The 17188-nt window shown below is 65.5% G+C and carries 9 protein-coding genes; 6 read left to right on the plus strand and 3 right to left on the minus strand.

Features of this window, described 5'->3' with window-relative positions:
- Positions 1 to 64 precede the first annotated feature (64 nt).
- Complete coding sequence (locus EHH60_RS28075) at positions 65 to 3172, minus strand: Rne/Rng family ribonuclease (RefSeq protein WP_124162625.1); 3108 nt, start codon at positions 3170 to 3172, stop codon at positions 65 to 67.
- Between the two features lie 704 nt (positions 3173 to 3876).
- On the opposite strand from EHH60_RS28075, the gene EHH60_RS28080 reads away from it, so the two are divergent.
- From EHH60_RS28080 to EHH60_RS28100, 5 genes are all read left to right on the plus strand, one after another.
- Positions 3877 to 5172 carry an N-acetylmuramoyl-L-alanine amidase gene (locus tag EHH60_RS28080; protein ID WP_124162626.1) on the plus strand — a complete coding sequence of 432 codons (1296 nt, stop codon included), beginning with the start codon at positions 3877 to 3879 and terminating at the stop codon, positions 5170 to 5172.
- A gap of 230 nt (positions 5173 to 5402) precedes the next feature.
- Positions 5403 to 7904 (plus strand): penicillin-binding protein 1A, encoded by a 2502-nt coding sequence (locus EHH60_RS28085; RefSeq protein WP_124162627.1) that lies wholly within the window; start codon positions 5403 to 5405, stop codon positions 7902 to 7904.
- Positions 7905 to 8013: 109 nt separating this feature from the next.
- Positions 8014 to 9145, plus strand: a protein-coding gene (prfB, locus tag EHH60_RS28090; RefSeq protein WP_124162628.1) for a peptide chain release factor 2 whose coding sequence is annotated in 2 segments (ribosomal slippage) — positions 8014 to 8082 and positions 8084 to 9145 — 1131 coding nt in all. Because the reading frame shifts where the segments join, the coding sequence is not laid out codon by codon here.
- A gap of 2 nt (positions 9146 to 9147) precedes the next feature.
- The gene (locus EHH60_RS28095) at positions 9148 to 10029 is read left to right on the plus strand and encodes an NAD(P)-dependent oxidoreductase (protein WP_124162629.1); all 882 of its coding nucleotides are present in this window, start codon (positions 9148 to 9150) and stop codon (positions 10027 to 10029) included.
- A 15-nt stretch (positions 10030 to 10044) separates the two neighbouring features.
- Positions 10045 to 10935, plus strand: coding sequence for a DMT family transporter (locus tag EHH60_RS28100; RefSeq protein ID WP_124162630.1), 891 nt, complete (start codon positions 10045 to 10047; stop codon positions 10933 to 10935).
- Positions 10936 to 10991: 56 nt separating this feature from the next.
- Here the strand turns inward: EHH60_RS28100 and EHH60_RS28105 are convergent, their stop codons facing one another.
- Together EHH60_RS28105 and EHH60_RS28110 are read right to left on the minus strand one after the other, a co-directional pair.
- Positions 10992 to 12347, minus strand: coding sequence for a M23 family metallopeptidase (locus EHH60_RS28105; RefSeq protein WP_199752094.1), 1356 nt, complete (start codon positions 12345 to 12347; stop codon positions 10992 to 10994).
- Positions 12348 to 12458: 111 nt separating this feature from the next.
- The gene (locus tag EHH60_RS28110; protein ID WP_124162632.1) at positions 12459 to 13151 is read right to left on the minus strand and encodes a peroxiredoxin; all 693 of its coding nucleotides are present in this window, start codon (positions 13149 to 13151) and stop codon (positions 12459 to 12461) included.
- Positions 13152 to 13346: 195 nt separating this feature from the next.
- Here EHH60_RS28110 and EHH60_RS28115 point away from each other — a divergent pair, with 195 nt between their 5' ends.
- Positions 13347 to 17156, plus strand: a complete 3810-nt coding sequence (locus EHH60_RS28115; protein ID WP_199752095.1) for a YhdP family protein — start codon at positions 13347 to 13349, stop codon at positions 17154 to 17156.
- The last annotated feature ends 32 nt before the right edge of the window (positions 17157 to 17188 follow it).

The following is a 17188-nucleotide window of genomic DNA, read 5'->3' on the forward strand; positions in this document are numbered from 1 at the left end:
GAAACTGACCTCGCCAACCAAAAACCGCCCGGTTTGGCCGGGCGGTTTCATCTGGATGTCCCTCTTATTCGCCGCCGCCGAAGCGGCGCGACCACCAGCCGGCGCGACGTGGGGCTGCCGGGGTTTCGCGCGCGGCCTCCGGCGCGGGCTCAGGTGCCGGCGCGGGCACAGCAACCGGTTCGGTCACTTGCGCGACCGGCGTGGCCGGCTCGGGCTGGCTGTTCAGCAGGAGGCTCACCTTCTCCCGGACCGTGGAGCGGCGCCTCGCGGCCTTGTCTCCGGCGGAATCTTCGTCTGACGTTGCAATCGTCGTGGCGGGAGCCGGCTCCGGCTGGGCCGGCGCCTCGGTCTGTACCTCGGCGCGCGGCTCGGGCTGCGCAACTTGCGGCTCGGTGCTGGGTTCGGCCTGCGCGATCGAGGGCGAAGCCTGGCTGCCGAAGCCATCGAAATCGGCAACTGCGTCGACGGCTTCGAGCGGCTGGCTGGTGCCGAGCTCGTCGCTGATGGAGCCGGCAAGACCTTCCTCGCCTCCACCGCGACGGCGGCGTCCACCGCGGCGACCACGCCGGCGCCGGCGATCACTGCTGCCCTGCTGTTCGCCACGGGCTGCCTGTTCTTCGCCTTCCTCGCCGTCCTGCTCGGACTCGGTCTCCTCCTCGCCTTCGCCGGCGATCATCGCGGGCTCGGGCAGGGTCGGCGCCGTATCCTCGCGCAACTCACCCTCGCGCTGGCCACCGCGGCCGCGCCGTCGGCGACGGCGCTTGCGGCGCTGGCCGTCCTGCTCGGAGGCTGCCTCGCCGCCAGCCTGCTCGTCAGCAAGGCCTTCGGTCTCGTCGGTCTCGACTTCGGATTCGGTCTCCAGGTCGAAGCCATCCTCGTCGTCATAGGCTTCTTCGGCCTGTGGCGGCGGGCTCGCAGCCACTTGCGCCGCGAGCAGCGCCTTGGCGGCTTCGAGCGTATGCACCTGCTCGCCGCGGTCGATCACATATGCCTGCGGTCCGCTGACGCTTGCGTCGGCGATGACCGACAGCGTGACCTTGAAGCTGTTCTCGAGGTCGCGCAGATGGCCGCGCTTGTGGTTCAGCACGTAGAGCGCGACATCGGTGCGGGTGCGGACCACGAGATTGTGGGTCGCGCCCTTCATCAGGATCTCTTCGAGGCCGCGCAGCAGCTGGAGCGCCACCGAGGATACCGAGCGGACATGGCCGGTGCCGCCGCAATGCGGACACGGATCGGTCGAAGACTCCAGCACGCTGGCGCGGATGCGCTGGCGCGACATCTCGAGCAGGCCGAAATGCGAGATGCGGCCGACCTGGATGCGCGCGCGATCCTGCCTGAGGCAATCGGACAGCTTGCGCTCGACCGCGCGGTTGTTGCGCTTCTCGTCCATGTCGATGAAGTCGATGACGATCAGGCCGGCGAGGTCGCGCAAGCGCAGCTGGCGGGCGACCTCTTCGGCCGCTTCCAGATTGGTCTTGAGCGCGGTGTCCTCGATATGGTGCTCGCGGGTCGATCGTCCGGAATTGACGTCGATCGAGACCAGCGCCTCCGTCTGGTTGATCACGATGTAGCCGCCGGAGCGCAGTTGCACGGTGGGCGAGAACATCGCATCGAGCTGGCTCTCGACGCCCATGCGCGAGAACAACGGCTGGCCGTCCCGATATTGCTTCACCGCGCTGACATTGGCGGGCATCAGCATCTTCATGAAGTCGCGCGCTTCGCGGTAGCCGGATTCGCCGGCCACCTGGATCTCGTCGATCTCCTTGTTGTAGAGGTCGCGCAGCGAGCGCTTGATCAGCGAGCCTTCTTCATAGACGAGGGTCGGGGCCTGCGACTTCAGCGTGAGGTCGCGTACCGTTTCCCACATCCGGATCAGATATTCGAAGTCGCGCTTGATCTCGGGCTTGGTGCGAGAGGCGCCTGCCGTGCGCAGGATGATGCCCATGCCCTCGGGCACGTCGAGATCCTGCACCACTTCCTTCAGGCGCGAACGATCCTGCGCGCTGGTGATCTTGCGGCTGATGCCGCCGCCGCGCGCGGTATTCGGCATCAGGACGGCGTAGCGGCCGGCGAGCGAGAGATAGGTCGTCAGCGCCGCGCCCTTGTTGCCGCGTTCTTCCTTGACCACCTGCACCAGCATCACCTGGCGGCGCTTGATGACTTCCTGGATCTTGTACTGGCGGCGCGGACGGAAGGTGCGCTCCGGCACTTCCTCCAGCACGTCGTCGCCGCCGACGGATTCGACGACTTCTTCCTCGGCTTCCTCGCCGTCCTCGTCCTCATCCTCGTCGTCTTCGCTGGTTGCTTCCGCAGCCTCGGCGGACGTCTCGGCATTCTCGACGGCGGCGTACACCGCATCGGCCGGCTCAGCGGCCGATGTCACGGCCTCAGCCAGAGCTTCCGCATGGGCTTCGGAAGCGTGCGCTTCGGAGGCCTCCGCATCCTGTGGCGCGGCAACGGTCTCGGTCGCAACCACCGGCTCGGCACCGACGGCCGCGACGGGCGCTGGCGTCTCGTCGGCATGCTCATGGTCGTGATGATCGTGATCACGGGCGTGCTCGTCGTCATGGCCGTGATGATCGTCGTGATCATGCTCGCCATGAGCATGTTCGCCGTGATCGTGGTCGTGGTGATCATGGCCTTCGTGCTCGCCGTGGTGCTCCGCATCCGCCTGCAGATGCTCGCCTTCGGGCAGGGCGTTCTCGGCATGCTCCGGCAGCGCCTCGTCCTCCAAGGGCTGGGCTGCGGGATCGGCGCCGACCTCGAGCCCTTCGACGATGTCGCTGCGCACGCGCTCGCCATGACCGCGGCGGCGGGCGTTGCGGTGGCGCGAACGGCGGCGGCCGTGCGAGCGGTTCTCGCTCTCTTCCTCGGCCTCGCGATGGGCCTGTTCCTCGGCCTCGATCAGCGCCTGCCGGTCGGCGACCGGGATCTGATAATAGTCGGGATGGATTTCGCTGAAGGCGAGGAAGCCGTGGCGATTGCCGCCATATTCGACAAAGGCGGCCTGGAGCGAGGGTTCGACCCTTGTGACCTTGGCGAGGTAGATGTTCCCGCGCAATTGCTTGCGTTGCGCGGTCTCGAAGTCAAACTCTTCGACGCGATTGCCGCGGACCACGACGACCCGGGTCTCTTCCGGGTGGGTGGCATCGATCAACATCTTGTTGGGCATGTCTTAACTCTTGGCGGCGGCGGGCGCGATAAACCGTGGGCGCGTATCGCGCCGCCGGGTGACGCGACGGTCCACCTGATTCGGGGGTGAGGGGAAGGCCGAAACGCCGTCTCTCGCGCCTTGCCGAACCGGAAGCTTCGGGACCATTGCGACGCGCGGGATTGTCACTCCGCAGCGTCGCGAATGGTCCTTCAGATTTCGTCGGCACAGTCTGGCGCATCAAGCGTCGGCCCGTATGAAACATTGGGCGGCGAGGCCGCCCTTCAATCAGTTGCTGTTGGCCAGGCACGGCGCGAGCGCGCTCGCCTTGAGACCACGAACCGCTCCCCTGGGATCAAGGGACCGGGTAATGGGTTACGCCGCTGTCAGAACCGTCCCGGTAACGTGAGTGGTAACCCGAGACCGTCCACCGCCGGTGCCTGACCCCCTCCACCTCGCTGCCGCGCACCGCGCTGGTCTTCGAGGGAAGCGGAAAACGCTGGAATTCCCAAATCTTGGGAGTTCCGGCGCAGCGCCGGGAGGCTGAATGCGACACAACCTGAAATATCGGCCGTCAGCATCCCGTACATACGAGGAATGAGCCATCCGTGCAAGGGAGCGTCGCACGGCGGTCACAGTCGGCGATTTTCGCGCTTCCGTCATTAAGGAGCGATTAACCCTGTGGTTCTATTGCGTTAAGAGGGCTGCTCGGAGGCACGGAATTGGTGGCGAGCCGCACAAATCGACGGGTTTTGCTGGCGGGCGTGTTGCTGTGCACCGCAGCGCTTCCGTGTGCCGATTCCTCGCGCCTCATTGCTGCAGAGAGCCAGCCGCAGCCGGCTATTGCGGCAGCGAATTTTCCGGTGGCCTCGGCCGCCCGGCTGGCCGGCGATGGCAAGCAGACCCGCTTCATCCTCGACCTCGACCGGACTGTCACCTTCCGCACCGCCACGCTGGCCGACCCATACCGCGTGGTGGTGGACGTGCCGCAAGTCAATTTTCAGCTGCCCGCCGGTGCCGGGAGCGGGGGGCGGGGGCTGATCAAAGCTTTCCGCTACGGGCTGGTCATGCCCGGCGGCTCGCGAATCGTGTTCGACCTGACGGGACCGGCGAAGATCGCCAATTCCTACGTGGTGGAAGCCGCGAACGGCCAGCCGGCGCGGCTCGTGCTCGACCTGGAGGAGGTCGAGCGCGCCGCCTTCGTGGCATCGCTTCCCCCTGAAAACCGTCCCGAGTTGCGGTCCGCGATCGCGGAGGCGCCGCCGGCCACGGTTCCCGCCAAGGCAACCACGGATGCCACGCAGCAGAAGGCCGATGGCCGTCCGGTGGTCGTGATTGATCCCGGCCATGGCGGCATCGACAACGGCACGCAGTCGGGCGGCGAGAGCGAGAAGAACCTGGTGCTGGCTTTTGGCCTGGCGCTCCGCGACAAGCTGGAGAAGGCCGGTAAATACCGCGTGGTGATGACACGCGAAGACGACACCTTCATCCCCCTCAGTGACCGGACCAAGATCGCCCGCAACCAAAAGGCTGCTTTGTTCGTCTCGATTCATGCCGATGCGCTGCCTCGTGCCGAGGGTGATGCGCAAGGCGCGACCATCTACACGCTCTCCGACAAGGCGTCCGACGCCGAGGCCCAGCGGCTGGCGGATGCCGAGAACCGGGCCGATGCGATCGCCGGCTTCAACCTCGCGGAGGAGCCCACTGACGTCGCCGATATCCTGATCGACCTCACGCAGCGGGAAACCCGCACGTTTTCAAACCGTTTTGCCCGCCTTTTGATGGGGGAAATGAAGTCGACAGTGCGGATGCACAAGCATCCCCTGAAGTCCGCCGGCTTCCGGGTCCTGAAGGCGCCCGATGTGCCCTCGGTGCTAGTCGAGATCGGTTACGTCTCCAACAAGGGAGACCTCGAGCACCTGGTTTCCGAGGGGTGGCGGTCCCGTGCCGTGGGCTCGATGGCGCAGGCGATCGACGGATTTCTGACCAAGCGAATGGCCACGGCCGGGACTCCGAACTGAAAGGGTTTAGCCCTGCCGACCCAAAGGCCCTAGTTTGGCCACAGCGGACGCTTTATAAAAACCGCGCAGGGGGTTCCGGAATCGGCGAGAATCCTGCTCGGCAAGCGTCTGAAATCCGGCATCGATGTGATTGCGTAAGCCGGCGAATTCGCGACGTGAGGTTGGCGCCTGTTTGGGGCGCCAAGGGGCTGATACTGGGCTGATCCAGAGTTTGAACGGATAAACAGATAATGCGCTTGCTGGTGCGGTTCATGGGCTTCCTGTTCGCCGCGGGAACGGTGGTGTTCCTTGTTGGTGTCGGGGCCGTGGCAGGCCTGATCTGGCACTTCTCCAAGGACTTGCCGGACTACTCTCAGCTTCAGGATTACGAGCCGCCGGTGATGACCCGCGTGCACGCGGTCGACGGTTCGCTGCTTGGCGAATACGCCAAGGAGCGGCGGCTGTATCTGCCGATCCAGGCCGTGCCCAAGCTCGTGATCAACGCGTTCCTGGCCGCCGAGGACAAGAATTTCTACGAGCATGGCGGCATCGACTACACCGGCATGGCGCGCGCCGGATTGCTGTATCTGCAGAACTACGGCTCCAACCGCCGCCCGCAGGGGGCGTCCACCATCACCCAGCAGGTCGCCAAGAACTTCCTGCTCACCAACGAGGTCTCCTTCGCCCGCAAGATCAAGGAAGCCTTGCTGGCGATGCGCATCGAGAAAACCTACTCGAAGGACAAGATCCTCGAGCTGTACCTGAACGAAATCTATCTGGGCCTCGGCGCCTATGGCATCGCGGCCGCCTCGCTGGTCTATTTCGACAAGTCGGTGAACGAGCTGACGGTGGCGGAAGCGTCCTACCTGGCGGCGCTGCCGAAGATGCCGGCGACGCTGCATCCGGTCCGCAACCGCGACCGCGCCATCGAGCGCCGCAATTACGTGATCGACCGTCTCCTGGAGAACGGCTGGATCAAGCAGGCCGATGCCGACAAGGCGCGCAAGGAGCCTCTGGCCGTCACCAGCCGGTCCAACGGCGCCCACACCTTCGCCGGCGAATATTTCGCCGAGGAAGTCCGCCGCGACATCTTCGAACGCTACGGCGAGAAGAAGCTATATGAAGGCGGCCTGTCGGTTCGCACCACGCTCGATCCGAAGATCCAGGTCATGGCGCGCAAGGCCATGGTCGCCGGCCTCGTGAACTACGACGAGCAGCAGGGCTATCGCGGCGCCATGAGTAAGCTCGATGTTTCGGGCGACTGGGGCGTGAAGCTCGCCGAGATCAAATCGCTCTCCGACATCTCGCCATGGCGCATGGCGGTGGTGCTGGAGACCAGCGACCAGTCGGCGCGCATCGGCTTCCAGCCGAGCCGCGAGCTTGGCGGCGCCGTCAGCAAGCAGCGCGAGACCGGCATCGTCACGGTCGACGGCGTGCGCTGGGCGCGGGCGTTGCAAGGCGGCACGAAGGGCAAGACGCCGACGGCGGTGTCGCAGGTGCTTCAGCCTGGCGACGTGATCTATGCCGATCCGCTCTACAAGGACGGTCACCCCGTCGAAGGCCAGTACCGGCTCCGCCAGATCCCCGAAGTCTCCGGCGCCATGGTGGTGATGGATCCCTGGACCGGCCGCGTGCTCGCGATGGTCGGCGGCTTCTCGTTCGACCAGAGCCAGTTCAATCGCGCCACGCAGGCCTACCGTCAGCCGGGTTCTTCGTTCAAGCCGATCGTCTATTCGGCTGCGCTCGACAACGGCTATACGCCCTCGACCGTCGTGCTCGATGCGCCCATCGAAATCGATCAGGGGCAGGGCGCCGGCGTGTGGCGGCCTGAAAACTTCTCCTCGGGCAAGTTCCAGGGACCGGTGACGCTGCGCAACGCGCTACGGCAGTCGCTGAACACCGTGACGGTGCGCCTCGCGCAGGACATCGGCATGCCCCTGATCGGTGAATACGCCCGCCGTTTCGGTGTCTATGACGAGCTGCCGAACTATCTCTCCTACGCGCTCGGCGCCGGCGAGACGACGGCGATGCGCATGGTCACCGCTTACTCGATGCTTGCCAATGGCGGCCGCCGCGTGAAGCCGACGCTGATCGACCGCATCCAGGACCGCTACGGCCACACCATCTTCAAGCACGACCAGCGCGAATGCCGCGGCTGCGACGCGCCGGGCGGCTGGAAGAACCAGCCCGAGCCGCAGCTGATCGACCGCCGCGAACAGGTGCTGGATTCCATGACCGCCTATCAGATCACCGAGCTGATGGAAGGCGTCGTGCAGGCCGGTACGGCCACGGTCATCAAGGATGTCGGCAAACCCGTCGCCGGCAAGACCGGCACCACCAACGAGGCCAAGGACGCCTGGTTCGTCGGTTTCTCGCCCGATATCGCCGTCGCCATTTATATGGGCTACGACAAACCGCGTCCGCTGGGCAGGGGCAATGCCGCGACCGGCGGCCATCTGGCAGCTCCGATCGCGCGCGATTTCCTCAAGCTCGCGCTCGCCGACAAGCCGGCCGTGCCGTTCAAGGTGCCGGCCGGAATCAAGCTCGTGCGCGTCGTCGCCAAGACAGGCATGCGCGCCGGCCCGGGCGAGACCGGCGGGACCATCCTCGAGGCCTTCAAGCCGGGCACGGCGCCGCCGGATAATTATTCGGTTATCGGCGTTGCCGACGCCGATGGGCGTATGCCGGCCTCGCAGCAGCAGCAACCGGATTCCGGCTTCTTCATGCGGCCGGGCACCGGCGGGCTGTACTAAGGCTTAGGACAAGACAGACGATCGCGGTTCCGGCGGTTGCGCTTTGCAGCCGCCGCCGCTACATCCCATCTCGAATTGCACGCGGGATTCCGCGAGAGCCGAGAACAACATGCGCGCCGAAATCGAACGGTTGGTAGAAGAGATCAAGCAGTCAGTCGGGCTGCTGAGGAGGCATCTTTGACGTCGAGAAGTCGACGGCGCGCCTCGCTGAGCTGAACAAGCTCGCAGAAGATCCCAACCTCTGGAACGATCCTCAGAAAGCCCAGAAGCTGATGCAGGAGCGCACCTCGCTCGAGGATGCGCTCTCAGGTATCGGCAAGGTCGAGCAGGAGCTCGAAGACGACATCGGCATGATCGAGCTCGGCGAGGCCGAGGGCGATGACGGCGTCGTTGCGGAAGCCGAAGCTGCGCTGAAGAACCTCAAGAAGGAGGTGGCGCGGCGCGAGCTCGAGGCGCTGCTGTCGGGCGAAGCCGACCGCTTCGATTCCTATCTCGAGGTCCATGCCGGCGCCGGCGGCACCGAGAGCCAGGACTGGGCGCAGATGCTGCTGCGCATGTACACGCGCTGGGCCGAAAACCACGGCTTCAAGGTCGAGTTCCTGGAAGAATCCGAGGGCGAAGAGGCCGGCATCAAATCCGCGACCATCCAGGTCTCCGGGCACAACGCCTATGGCTGGCTGAAGACGGAAGCCGGCGTGCATCGCCTGGTGCGCATTTCGCCGTTCGATTCCAACGCGCGGCGTCACACCTCGTTCTCGAGCGTGCAGGTCTTCCCCGTCATCGATGACAGCATCAAGATCGACATCAAGGAATCCGACGTCCGCACCGACACCATGCGTTCGGGCGGCGCCGGCGGGCAGCACGTCAACAAAACCGAATCCGCGGTGCGCCTGACTCACATTCCGACCGGCGTTGCCGTGGTCTGCCAGGCCGGCCGCTCCCAGCACAAGAACCGGGCGCAGGCCTGGGACATGCTGCGCGCGCGCCTCTACGAGATGGAGCTGAAAAAGCGCGAGGAAAAGGCCGCCGCCGATCAGGCGGCCAAGACCGATATCGGCTGGGGACATCAAATCCGCTCCTACGTGCTGCAGCCCTACCAAATGGTGAAGGATCTGCGCACGGGCGTGCAGACCTCCGACACCTCGGGCGTGCTCAACGGGGAGCTCGACGAGTTCATGGCCGCGACGCTGGCGCAGCGCGCGTTCGGCACCACGACCGGCGAGATCGAGGACGTGGACTAGCCATGCCCCGCGTCGCCTTCATCGGGTTGGGGCGGATGGGTCATGGCATGGCCGGCCGCTATCTCGATGCCGGCTTCACGGTGACGCTGTGGAATCGCAGCAAGGCAAAAGCGGAAGACCTGATCGCGCGCGGCGCGCATTGGGCGACATCGCCCGAGGATGCCGCGATCGATGCCGACGCTGTTGTGACCATGGTGGCCGACGACGAGGCATCGCGCGCGGTCTGGCTTGGGCCGAAAGGCGCCGCCAAAACCGCAAAGGCCGGCACCATTGCGATCGAATGCTCCACCGTCTCCTATGACCACGCGCGCAAGATGGGCCGCGAGCTCAATGCGCGCGGGCTGATCTACATCGATTGCCCCGTCACCGGATTGCCGGACGCGGCGGCCGCCGGCAAGCTGACGCTGCTGGCCGGCGCCGATCCGGCCGATCTCGAGCGAGCGCGGCCCTATCTCGAACCGATCGGCTCGACCATCCGCCATTTCGGCCCGGTCGGCGCCGGCACGGTCTACAAGCTCATCAACAATCTCATGGGTGCGATCCAGATCGCCGGTCTCGCGGAGGGCCTTGCCATCGCCGAGCAGGCCGGGCTCGACATGAACCTCGTGCTGGAGTCGATCCAGGCGGGCGTCGCCGCAAGCCCGCAGGTAGCGCGTCACTCCAAGCGCATGGTCGCCCGCGATTTCAGCGGCGCGACCTTCACGGCGGCGCTGCGGCACAAGGATGCCGCGTATGCCGTGAAACTCGCCGAGAGCCTCCTCGCCGATAAGCCGCTGGTCGCACGCGCCGCGGTCGAGGCCTACGCGCAGGCGAAGGCGGAGATGCCGGATGATGATGAAGGCAGGATGATCGAGCTGGTGTCGCGGCCGAAGAAGCCGTCTTAGGCCAGGCGCATCAGGATGGGGCAGACTCGTTCGGAACGCGGTCTCGGCATTGCCCTCGTCGTCGCCGCCGCGATTGCGTGGAGCACCGCTCCGTTCTTCACCCGGTTGCTGCCGTTCGATCCCTGGACCATCCTGTTCTGGCGCGGCCTGTTCGGCGGCAGCCTCATCACCGCTTTTCTCGTGCTAATGCAGGGCCGCGGCGCACTGCGGCAATTGGCGGCGCCGGGACGCAGCGGCCTGCTCGTCGCGTCGTTGTCGACGATCGGCATGGTCTCCTTCATCCCCGCGCTTCAGATGACCAAGGTGATGAACGTCGCTGTGCTGATCGCCACGCAACCGTTTGTCGCTGCAGCCCTGGCATGGCTGTGGCTCGGTGAGGCCGCGACATGGCGAACCTTGATCGCGAGCCTCGTCGCCTTCGCCGGCGTGGCCATCACCGTCGGTGGCCTCGCGGCGGGCGCCGATATCGGCGGCATCGTATTAAGCTGTCTGATGGTGCTCGCGATCTCGGCCATGACAGTCGTCGTTCGGCGCCACCGCGAGACGTCGATGGTGGCGGCAGCCGCGCTCTCCAACTTCCTGGGAAGTCTCGTCAGCCTGCCGTTCGCCCGCGACATCGCCCATGTCGGCGGCCACACCCTCGCGATCCTCGCAATGTTCGGCTGCCTTCAGGTCGCGCTCGGCCTGACATTCTACATGCTCGGCTCGCGCCTGCTGCCGTCAGGTCAGGCCTCCCTGATCGCGATGCTGGAAACGCCGTTGATGCCATTCTGGATCTGGGTTGCCTTCCGCGAGCTGCCTGCCGTCCACGCGCTCATTGGGGGTGCGCTGGTGATCGGAGCCGTTCTTGCTGACATCGCCGGCGATGCGCGGAAGCGCGGGAGGTCTGAATCTGCGCCTTCGTGAAACACTGGCCTTTGCCGGAACCCGGGTGGAACGTTTTCAGCACCACCCAATTAAAGCTAGCCCGCGCTGAGCCGCACGCCGGCGCGCAGGAATTTCTGCGGATCCACCGCTTCGCCCTCGATGCGGGTCTCATAGTGCAGATGCGGACCGGTCGAACGGCCCGTCGAGCCGACCAGCCCGACGACCTGGCCGATCTTCACGATCTCGCCGACCCTGACATTGATCTCGGAGAGATGGCCGTAGCGAGTCGAAAGCCCGTTGCCGTGGTCGACCTCGACCATGCGGCCGTAGCCGCCGGACCATCCCGCTGAAACCACCTTGCCGTTGGCCGTGACGCGAACGGGATCGCCGGTGGCGGCACGGAAGTCGAGCCCGGTATGCATCGCGGGCCGTCCGAGGAATGGATCGCTGCGCACGCCGAAACCGGAGGTGAACTCGACCTCGCCGATGACGGGCTTGCGGTAAGGCACCAGTGCCAGCGTGCGGTTGAGGCGGTCCATCTCGGCGCGCGTGGTGTTGATGCGGTAAAGCTGCTTCTCGAACGGTCCGGCATTGGCCGTCAGCTTGACGGGGACGAATGGACCGCCCATCGCGCTGCGGGGCACGGCGGATTCGAGATGGGCAAGGTTCAAGCCGAGGTCACTGACCACCCCGCGCATCCGGCGCATGCGTGAATCCATGCTTTCCTCGACGGCGCTGAGCGCCGCCATCTGGCGCCGCTCGACTTGGTCGAGTGAGTTCGTGAGCCGGACCAGCACGTTGTCGAAACCGTTGTTCCTGGCAAATTGGCTGGTCGGCGGCGCCGCCACGGTCGGGGCGCGCGATTCGAGGCGCGCTTCACGGTCCGGCGGCGCCACGAAGATGACGGTGTCGCTGATCGGCGACGGCTTCGGCGTGGCCTGGCTCGAATCGCCCCGCTGCGGGGCGGCGCGGGGAATCGAGCCGGTCACGTCGGGCATGGCCCCGAGCGCCGTGGCCCGGGACTCCAGCGCCGTCTGGCGCTTCATGATCTGGTCGAGCTTCTGGTCGAACTGTTCCTGGTCGAGCAATTGGCGGCTGGTGGTGCGGTCGACCTTGGCGCGCAGCTCGGCGATGCGGTCCTCATAGGCATATTGCATCTCGGCCTGGCGGGCGATCAGCCGGGTCAGGACGTCGTCACGGAACGCAAAATAGGTGGCCGTCGCAGCCGACCACAGACCGAGCAGCACCACGGTGCCGACCACGATCCAGAACACTACGGGTCCGAACCGAACCTGCTTGCCGGCATGGACGATGGTGTAGGCGTCGTCGGTGGCGGGCAGGGGAATCGCGGTTGCCGCGGCCGCAGCGGCCGGGCGGCGCTGGTAGGCTCGTCCGTGGTCGTGAGGGTGATGTTGGGGGTACTGCGAGTATTGGGCAGAACTTTTCGACATCGGCACTCCCGCGCCGGTCGGATGGGTTCCTTGCGGCTCAATTGCCGCCGCAATCTGGGCCGGTCATGGTTAATTTTCCGGAAATGGGAGCGGGCGAATTTAAGCGACTGGTTAAAGGCTTCTTGCCGCTTCCAGCACCTGGTCGGCGTGGCCATCGACCCGCACATTGCGCCAGATCCGAGCAATCCGGCCGTCGGTCCCGACTAGTATCGTGGTGCGAAGAATTCCCAGGAAGCTCTTGCCATACATGGATTTTTGGCCCCAGGCGCCATAGGCCTCCAGCATCTCATGTTTCTCATCCGAGATGAGGGGGACGCCAAGCTTGTGTTTGTCGCGGAATTTCTCCTGGGCCTTTAACGGATCGGCGGAGATGCCGAGCACGGCGGTACCGGCGTCAGCGAAAGCGGCGGCCAGGCGGGTGAAGTCGATCGCCTCCCGGGTGCAGCCGGGCGTGTCGGCCCGGGGGTAGAAGAACAGGACGAGCTTTCGCCCGGCATAATCCGCCAGTGTGACCACGTCGCCGCCATCGCGGGGCAGGCGGAAGGCGGGGGCTTTCTGGCCCTCAACCAAGCCGGACTTCGCCTCGGCGGGCGGGGAGGAGGCCGATTTCGATGAGCTTAACTGTTTCGATGCGGCTCTATGTGATCCTGCTTTTTCTATGGTCCGGGTTGATTTGCTTGCCGGTGTCCGCTGTGTTGTCGCGGACCGTGTTCGAGTCGATGCCCGCGTTTTCGCGGTTCTCTTTTTGGCGGTCGAACTGCCGGAGGACGTTTTGGACGATTTCTTTCGGGATTTCTTGGACATACGCCTTCCTTTCGACGCTTTCGGCGGGTCAATCGAAGCGGTATTGCAGCCCTCGTCCGGCGCGCCGGAATCGCGCCCTCCGTTGGGAAAGTCTGACGACGCCGGAGTATGGTTACAAGGAATTCCACAGACTACCCCACTGCTGGTTGAACGCGCTCCCGGGGCGAAATGACGAACAGCAGGAACATACGAGGTATGGCGGCAGTGCCGGCGCAGGGAGCATCAGCTCCCGTGGCCGGCTGCGGTCCCGGCGGCGCTCAATCCTATGACGGGCGCCTGTATCGAGAAGCAATGGCAAGGAATACGTCGCCCCAGAACCATAACCGGGACTTCGATCGGCGCGGCGGCCAATATGAGCCGCAGGAATGGGACGACGCCGACTGGGATCCGGATCAGGAAGCGGCGGCGGGCCATCGTGCGCGCCGGCTGCTGGCGCGTTCCGGTTCGGGCTTCCATCGTTTCGGGGACGGATTCGGCGGAGTGCGCCGCTGGGTGGCTGGTGGTCGCTGGCTGAAGCGCATCGCGGTGGTTCTCGGCACCCTGCTCGTCATCTTCGTCGGTTGTTTTGGCGCGCTGTGGTGGCGGCTCGGCGCCGGTCCCATCAATCTGGATATCGCAACGCCATGGTTGGCGGCCGCGATCGAGGACAATATCGGCCACGGCAACACGGTTGAGATCGGCGGCACCCAGATCGAGCGCGCCGGGCGTGTCCGCATCGCCGTGCGCATCCGAGACATCATCGTTCGCGACCGCGATCACGCCGTCGTCGCCAGCGCGCCGAAGGCCGAGGTGAAGCTGTCGGGTGCGGGTCTCCTGATGGGGCACCTGCGCGCCGAAAGCCTCAATCTCGTCGATGCCGAGCTCGCGATCCGCATCGCGCCCGATGGCACCGTCACCGTGTCGGCCGGCGACACCGCCAAGCCGCTGGCGACTGGCGTCGCGTCCAAGAAGGACGCGGGCCTGCCACCGACATTCCCGCGTAGCGGTGTCCCACCGCCGCCATTCGCGACCGCGCCTGCGAGCCCCGAGGTGTCGCAAGCCGCTCCGCAGACGACAGCGCAGAGTGGCATTCTCCAGGGCCTCGACTGGCTCGACAGTCTGAGCATGACCGGCCTCGACGGCCAGAACCTCAACGAGATCGGTCTCAAGAACGGCAACCTGATCGTCGACGATCAGCAGCGCGGCAGCAAATGGTCGTTTGAGAACATCACGCTCAGCCTGCGCCGGCCGAGCCGCGGCGGCGTCGCGCTCAGCCTCGGCGAGGAGGGCGCGCGCCCCTGGATGCTGCGCGCCACGATCGGTCCCGCCGAGAACGGCGTGCGATCCGTCGACATCAAGGCCGACAAGGTCTCGACCTCCAATATCCTCCTGGCGCTGCGGGTGAAGGACTTCACCTATACCGCCGACCTGCCGCTGACCGGCGAACTCAAGGGCGAACTCGGCCGCGACGGCGTGCCGACCTTCTTCCGCGGCAAGATCGCGGTCGGCGCCGGCAACATCATCGACACCGACACGCCCGACTATCCGATGGGAATTGACTCGGCCGAGATCAATGTCGAGTGGGACGCCAACCGGCGCGTGCTGGTCGCTCCGTTCAAGATTCTTTCCGGCGCGAACCGCCTGACGCTGCTGGCTCATCTCGAGCCGCCCAACGGCACCACCAACGACTGGCAGCTCGGCTTCAGCGGCGGTTCGATTCTCCTCGGCGGTATCGACGATGAGCCGCCGCTCGTCTTCAACCGCATTGCGATCGGTCTCCGCTTCGACACGGATCACAAGCGCCTCTTGCTGACGCAGGCCGACATCAGCAATGGCGAGATTGGCGTCGCCGGCACCGGTGCCATCGACTATTCCGGCGAGCCGCGGCTGACGCTCGGCTTTGCGGGAACGCCGATGTCGGCCTCCGCCTTGAAGCGGATGTGGCCGACGCTGATCGTCCCTGAATTGCGTGAATGGGTGATCGAACGGATCGAGCGCGGTACGCTCCAGCGCATCGAGATCGGCGTCAACTCGCCGACCAAGAACCTGCCCCGCAGGGGCCCGCCCATTCCGGACGACGGCCTGTCGGTCAATATCGTGGCGAGCGGCGTCGCGGTCCGCCCCGTGGATGGCATGCCGGTGGTGCGCGATGCCGATTTGAAGGCGCGCGTGACCGGGCGCACTGCGACCGTGAACATCGGGCAGGGCGTTGCGGATACGTCCTCGGGTCGCAAGGTCACGATCTCCGATTTCGTCTTCGAGGTACCCGACATGGCGCCCAAGCCGTCGCCGTCACGGAGCAGGTTTCGGGTCGATGGTCCGGTGCCTGCAGCCGCTGAATTGCTCGCCAATGATCGGCTGAGCGATCTGTCGTCGACAGTCGTCGATCCCAACACCAGCAAGGGGACGTTCTCGGCGAACATCCAGCTCGGCATGCCGGTCAAGGGCGAATTGACCAAGGCTGACACCACCTATGCCGTCACCGCCGACCTCAACGGCTTTGCCGCCGAGAAGCTCGTGATGAACCAGAAGCTGGAGGCCAACAACCTGAAGATCGTCGCCAACAACCAGGGCTATCAGGTCAAGGGCGACGTCAAGATCAACGGCCAGGCGGCCTCGGTCGATTATCGCAAGCCGGCCGAGGGCGACGCGGACGTCCGATTGCAGGCGACGCTGGACGATGCCGGCCGCGCGCGCCTCGGATTCGATTTGAGCCCCGCCGTCAGCGGATCGTTGCCGATCAAGTTGTCTGGCAAGATCGCAAGCGGTCCGGATCAGACGACCAAGCTCGGCGTCGAGGCCGACCTGACCTCGGTCAAGCTCGACAATATCCTTCCCGGCTGGGTCAAGCTGCCGGGCAAATCCGCCAAGGCCAGTTTCAAGGTGGTGCCGACGACGCAATCGACGCGATTGGAGGACATCGTCATCGAGGGCGGCGGCGCCTCAATCAAGGGCTCGCTCGAGGTCGACGCGAACGGCGATCTCATGAACGCGAACTTCCCGACCTACGCGCCCTCCGACGGCGACAAGGCGTCGCTCAAAGTGGAGCGCAGCCAGGACGGCGTGGTGCGCGGCACGATGCGTGGCGACGTGTTCGACGGCCGCGGTTTCCTGAAGTCGGCGATCTCGGGCAATTCCAAGGATGACGGCAAGAGCAAGCTGAAGAACGTCGATTTCGACATCGACGTGAAGCTCGGCGCCGTCGCCGGATTCAACGGCGAAGCCATGCGCAGCGTCGATGCCAAGATGTCGAAACGAAGCGGCGCGGTCAAAGCCTTCACGCTGAGCGGCAAGATCGGCCGCGACACGCCTGTGGCAGCCGATCTGCGCGGCGGCCGCGCGCAGGGCAACCGCGAGGTGATCTATCTGCAGACCAACGATGCCGGCGCGCTGCTGCGCTTCACCGACACCTACACCAAGGCGGTTGGCGGCCAGATGGTGGTGGCGATGGAGCCTCCGACGTCCGAGCAGAACACCGCGCGCGAAGGCCTCATCAACGTGCGCGACTTCACGGTGAAGGGCGAGGCGCAGCTCGAACGTGTTGCCGCCGGCGCGCCCAACGGCACCGGGAATGGCATCTCTTTCAGCGCGCTTCGCGCCGAGTTCACCCGGCAGAATGGCGCGCTCACGATCCGCGACGGCGTGGTCAAGGGGCCGATGATCGGTGCCACCATCGAGGGCTCGATCGACTATCCCGGCAACCAGGTGTGCATGAGCGGCACCTTCGTGCCGATGTACGGTGTCAACAACATCTTCGGCCAGATCCCGTTGTTCGGCATCTTCCTCGGCGGCGGCAACAACGAGGGACTGATCGGCGTGACCTACGAGGTCGTCGGCACCCCGGCTGCCCCGGTGATGCGCGTCAATCCGATCTCGGCGATGGCCCCGGGGCTGTTCCGCAAGATCTTCGAGTTCAACACCGGCAAGCAGAACTCGCCGTTCGACGAATTCCCCTCGCAGTCCAACGACGGCTCGACGGGTTCGACGCGCCAGCTGTCGAGCGGTTGCAACCTCGCGCGGCGATAAACGCCCACCTTCTCAAGTGCTCGTCATCCCGG

Origin of the sequence: Bradyrhizobium sp. RP6, from assembly GCF_003837805.1 — a bacterium.
In the GTDB taxonomy this organism is placed as follows: domain Bacteria; phylum Pseudomonadota; class Alphaproteobacteria; order Rhizobiales; family Xanthobacteraceae; genus Bradyrhizobium.

Bases quoted from the DNA above. Each gene is read 5' to 3' on its own strand.
- EHH60_RS28115 (WP_199752095.1), top strand. From the start codon at position 13,347: ATGGCGGCAGTGCCGGCGCAGGGAGCATCAGCTCCCGTGGCCGGCTGC.
- EHH60_RS28105 (WP_199752094.1), bottom strand. From the start codon at position 12,347: ATGTCGAAAAGTTCTGCCCAATACTCGCAGTACCCCCAACATCACCCT.
- EHH60_RS28085 (WP_124162627.1), top strand. From the start codon at position 5,403: ATGCGCTTGCTGGTGCGGTTCATGGGCTTCCTGTTCGCCGCGGGAACG.
- EHH60_RS28075 (WP_124162625.1), bottom strand. From the start codon at position 3,172: ATGCCCAACAAGATGTTGATCGATGCCACCCACCCGGAAGAGACCCGG.
- EHH60_RS28095 (WP_124162629.1), top strand. From the start codon at position 9,148: ATGCCCCGCGTCGCCTTCATCGGGTTGGGGCGGATGGGTCATGGCATG.
- EHH60_RS28100 (WP_124162630.1), top strand. From the start codon at position 10,045: ATGGGGCAGACTCGTTCGGAACGCGGTCTCGGCATTGCCCTCGTCGTC.
- EHH60_RS28110 (WP_124162632.1), bottom strand. From the start codon at position 13,151: ATGTCCAAGAAATCCCGAAAGAAATCGTCCAAAACGTCCTCCGGCAGT.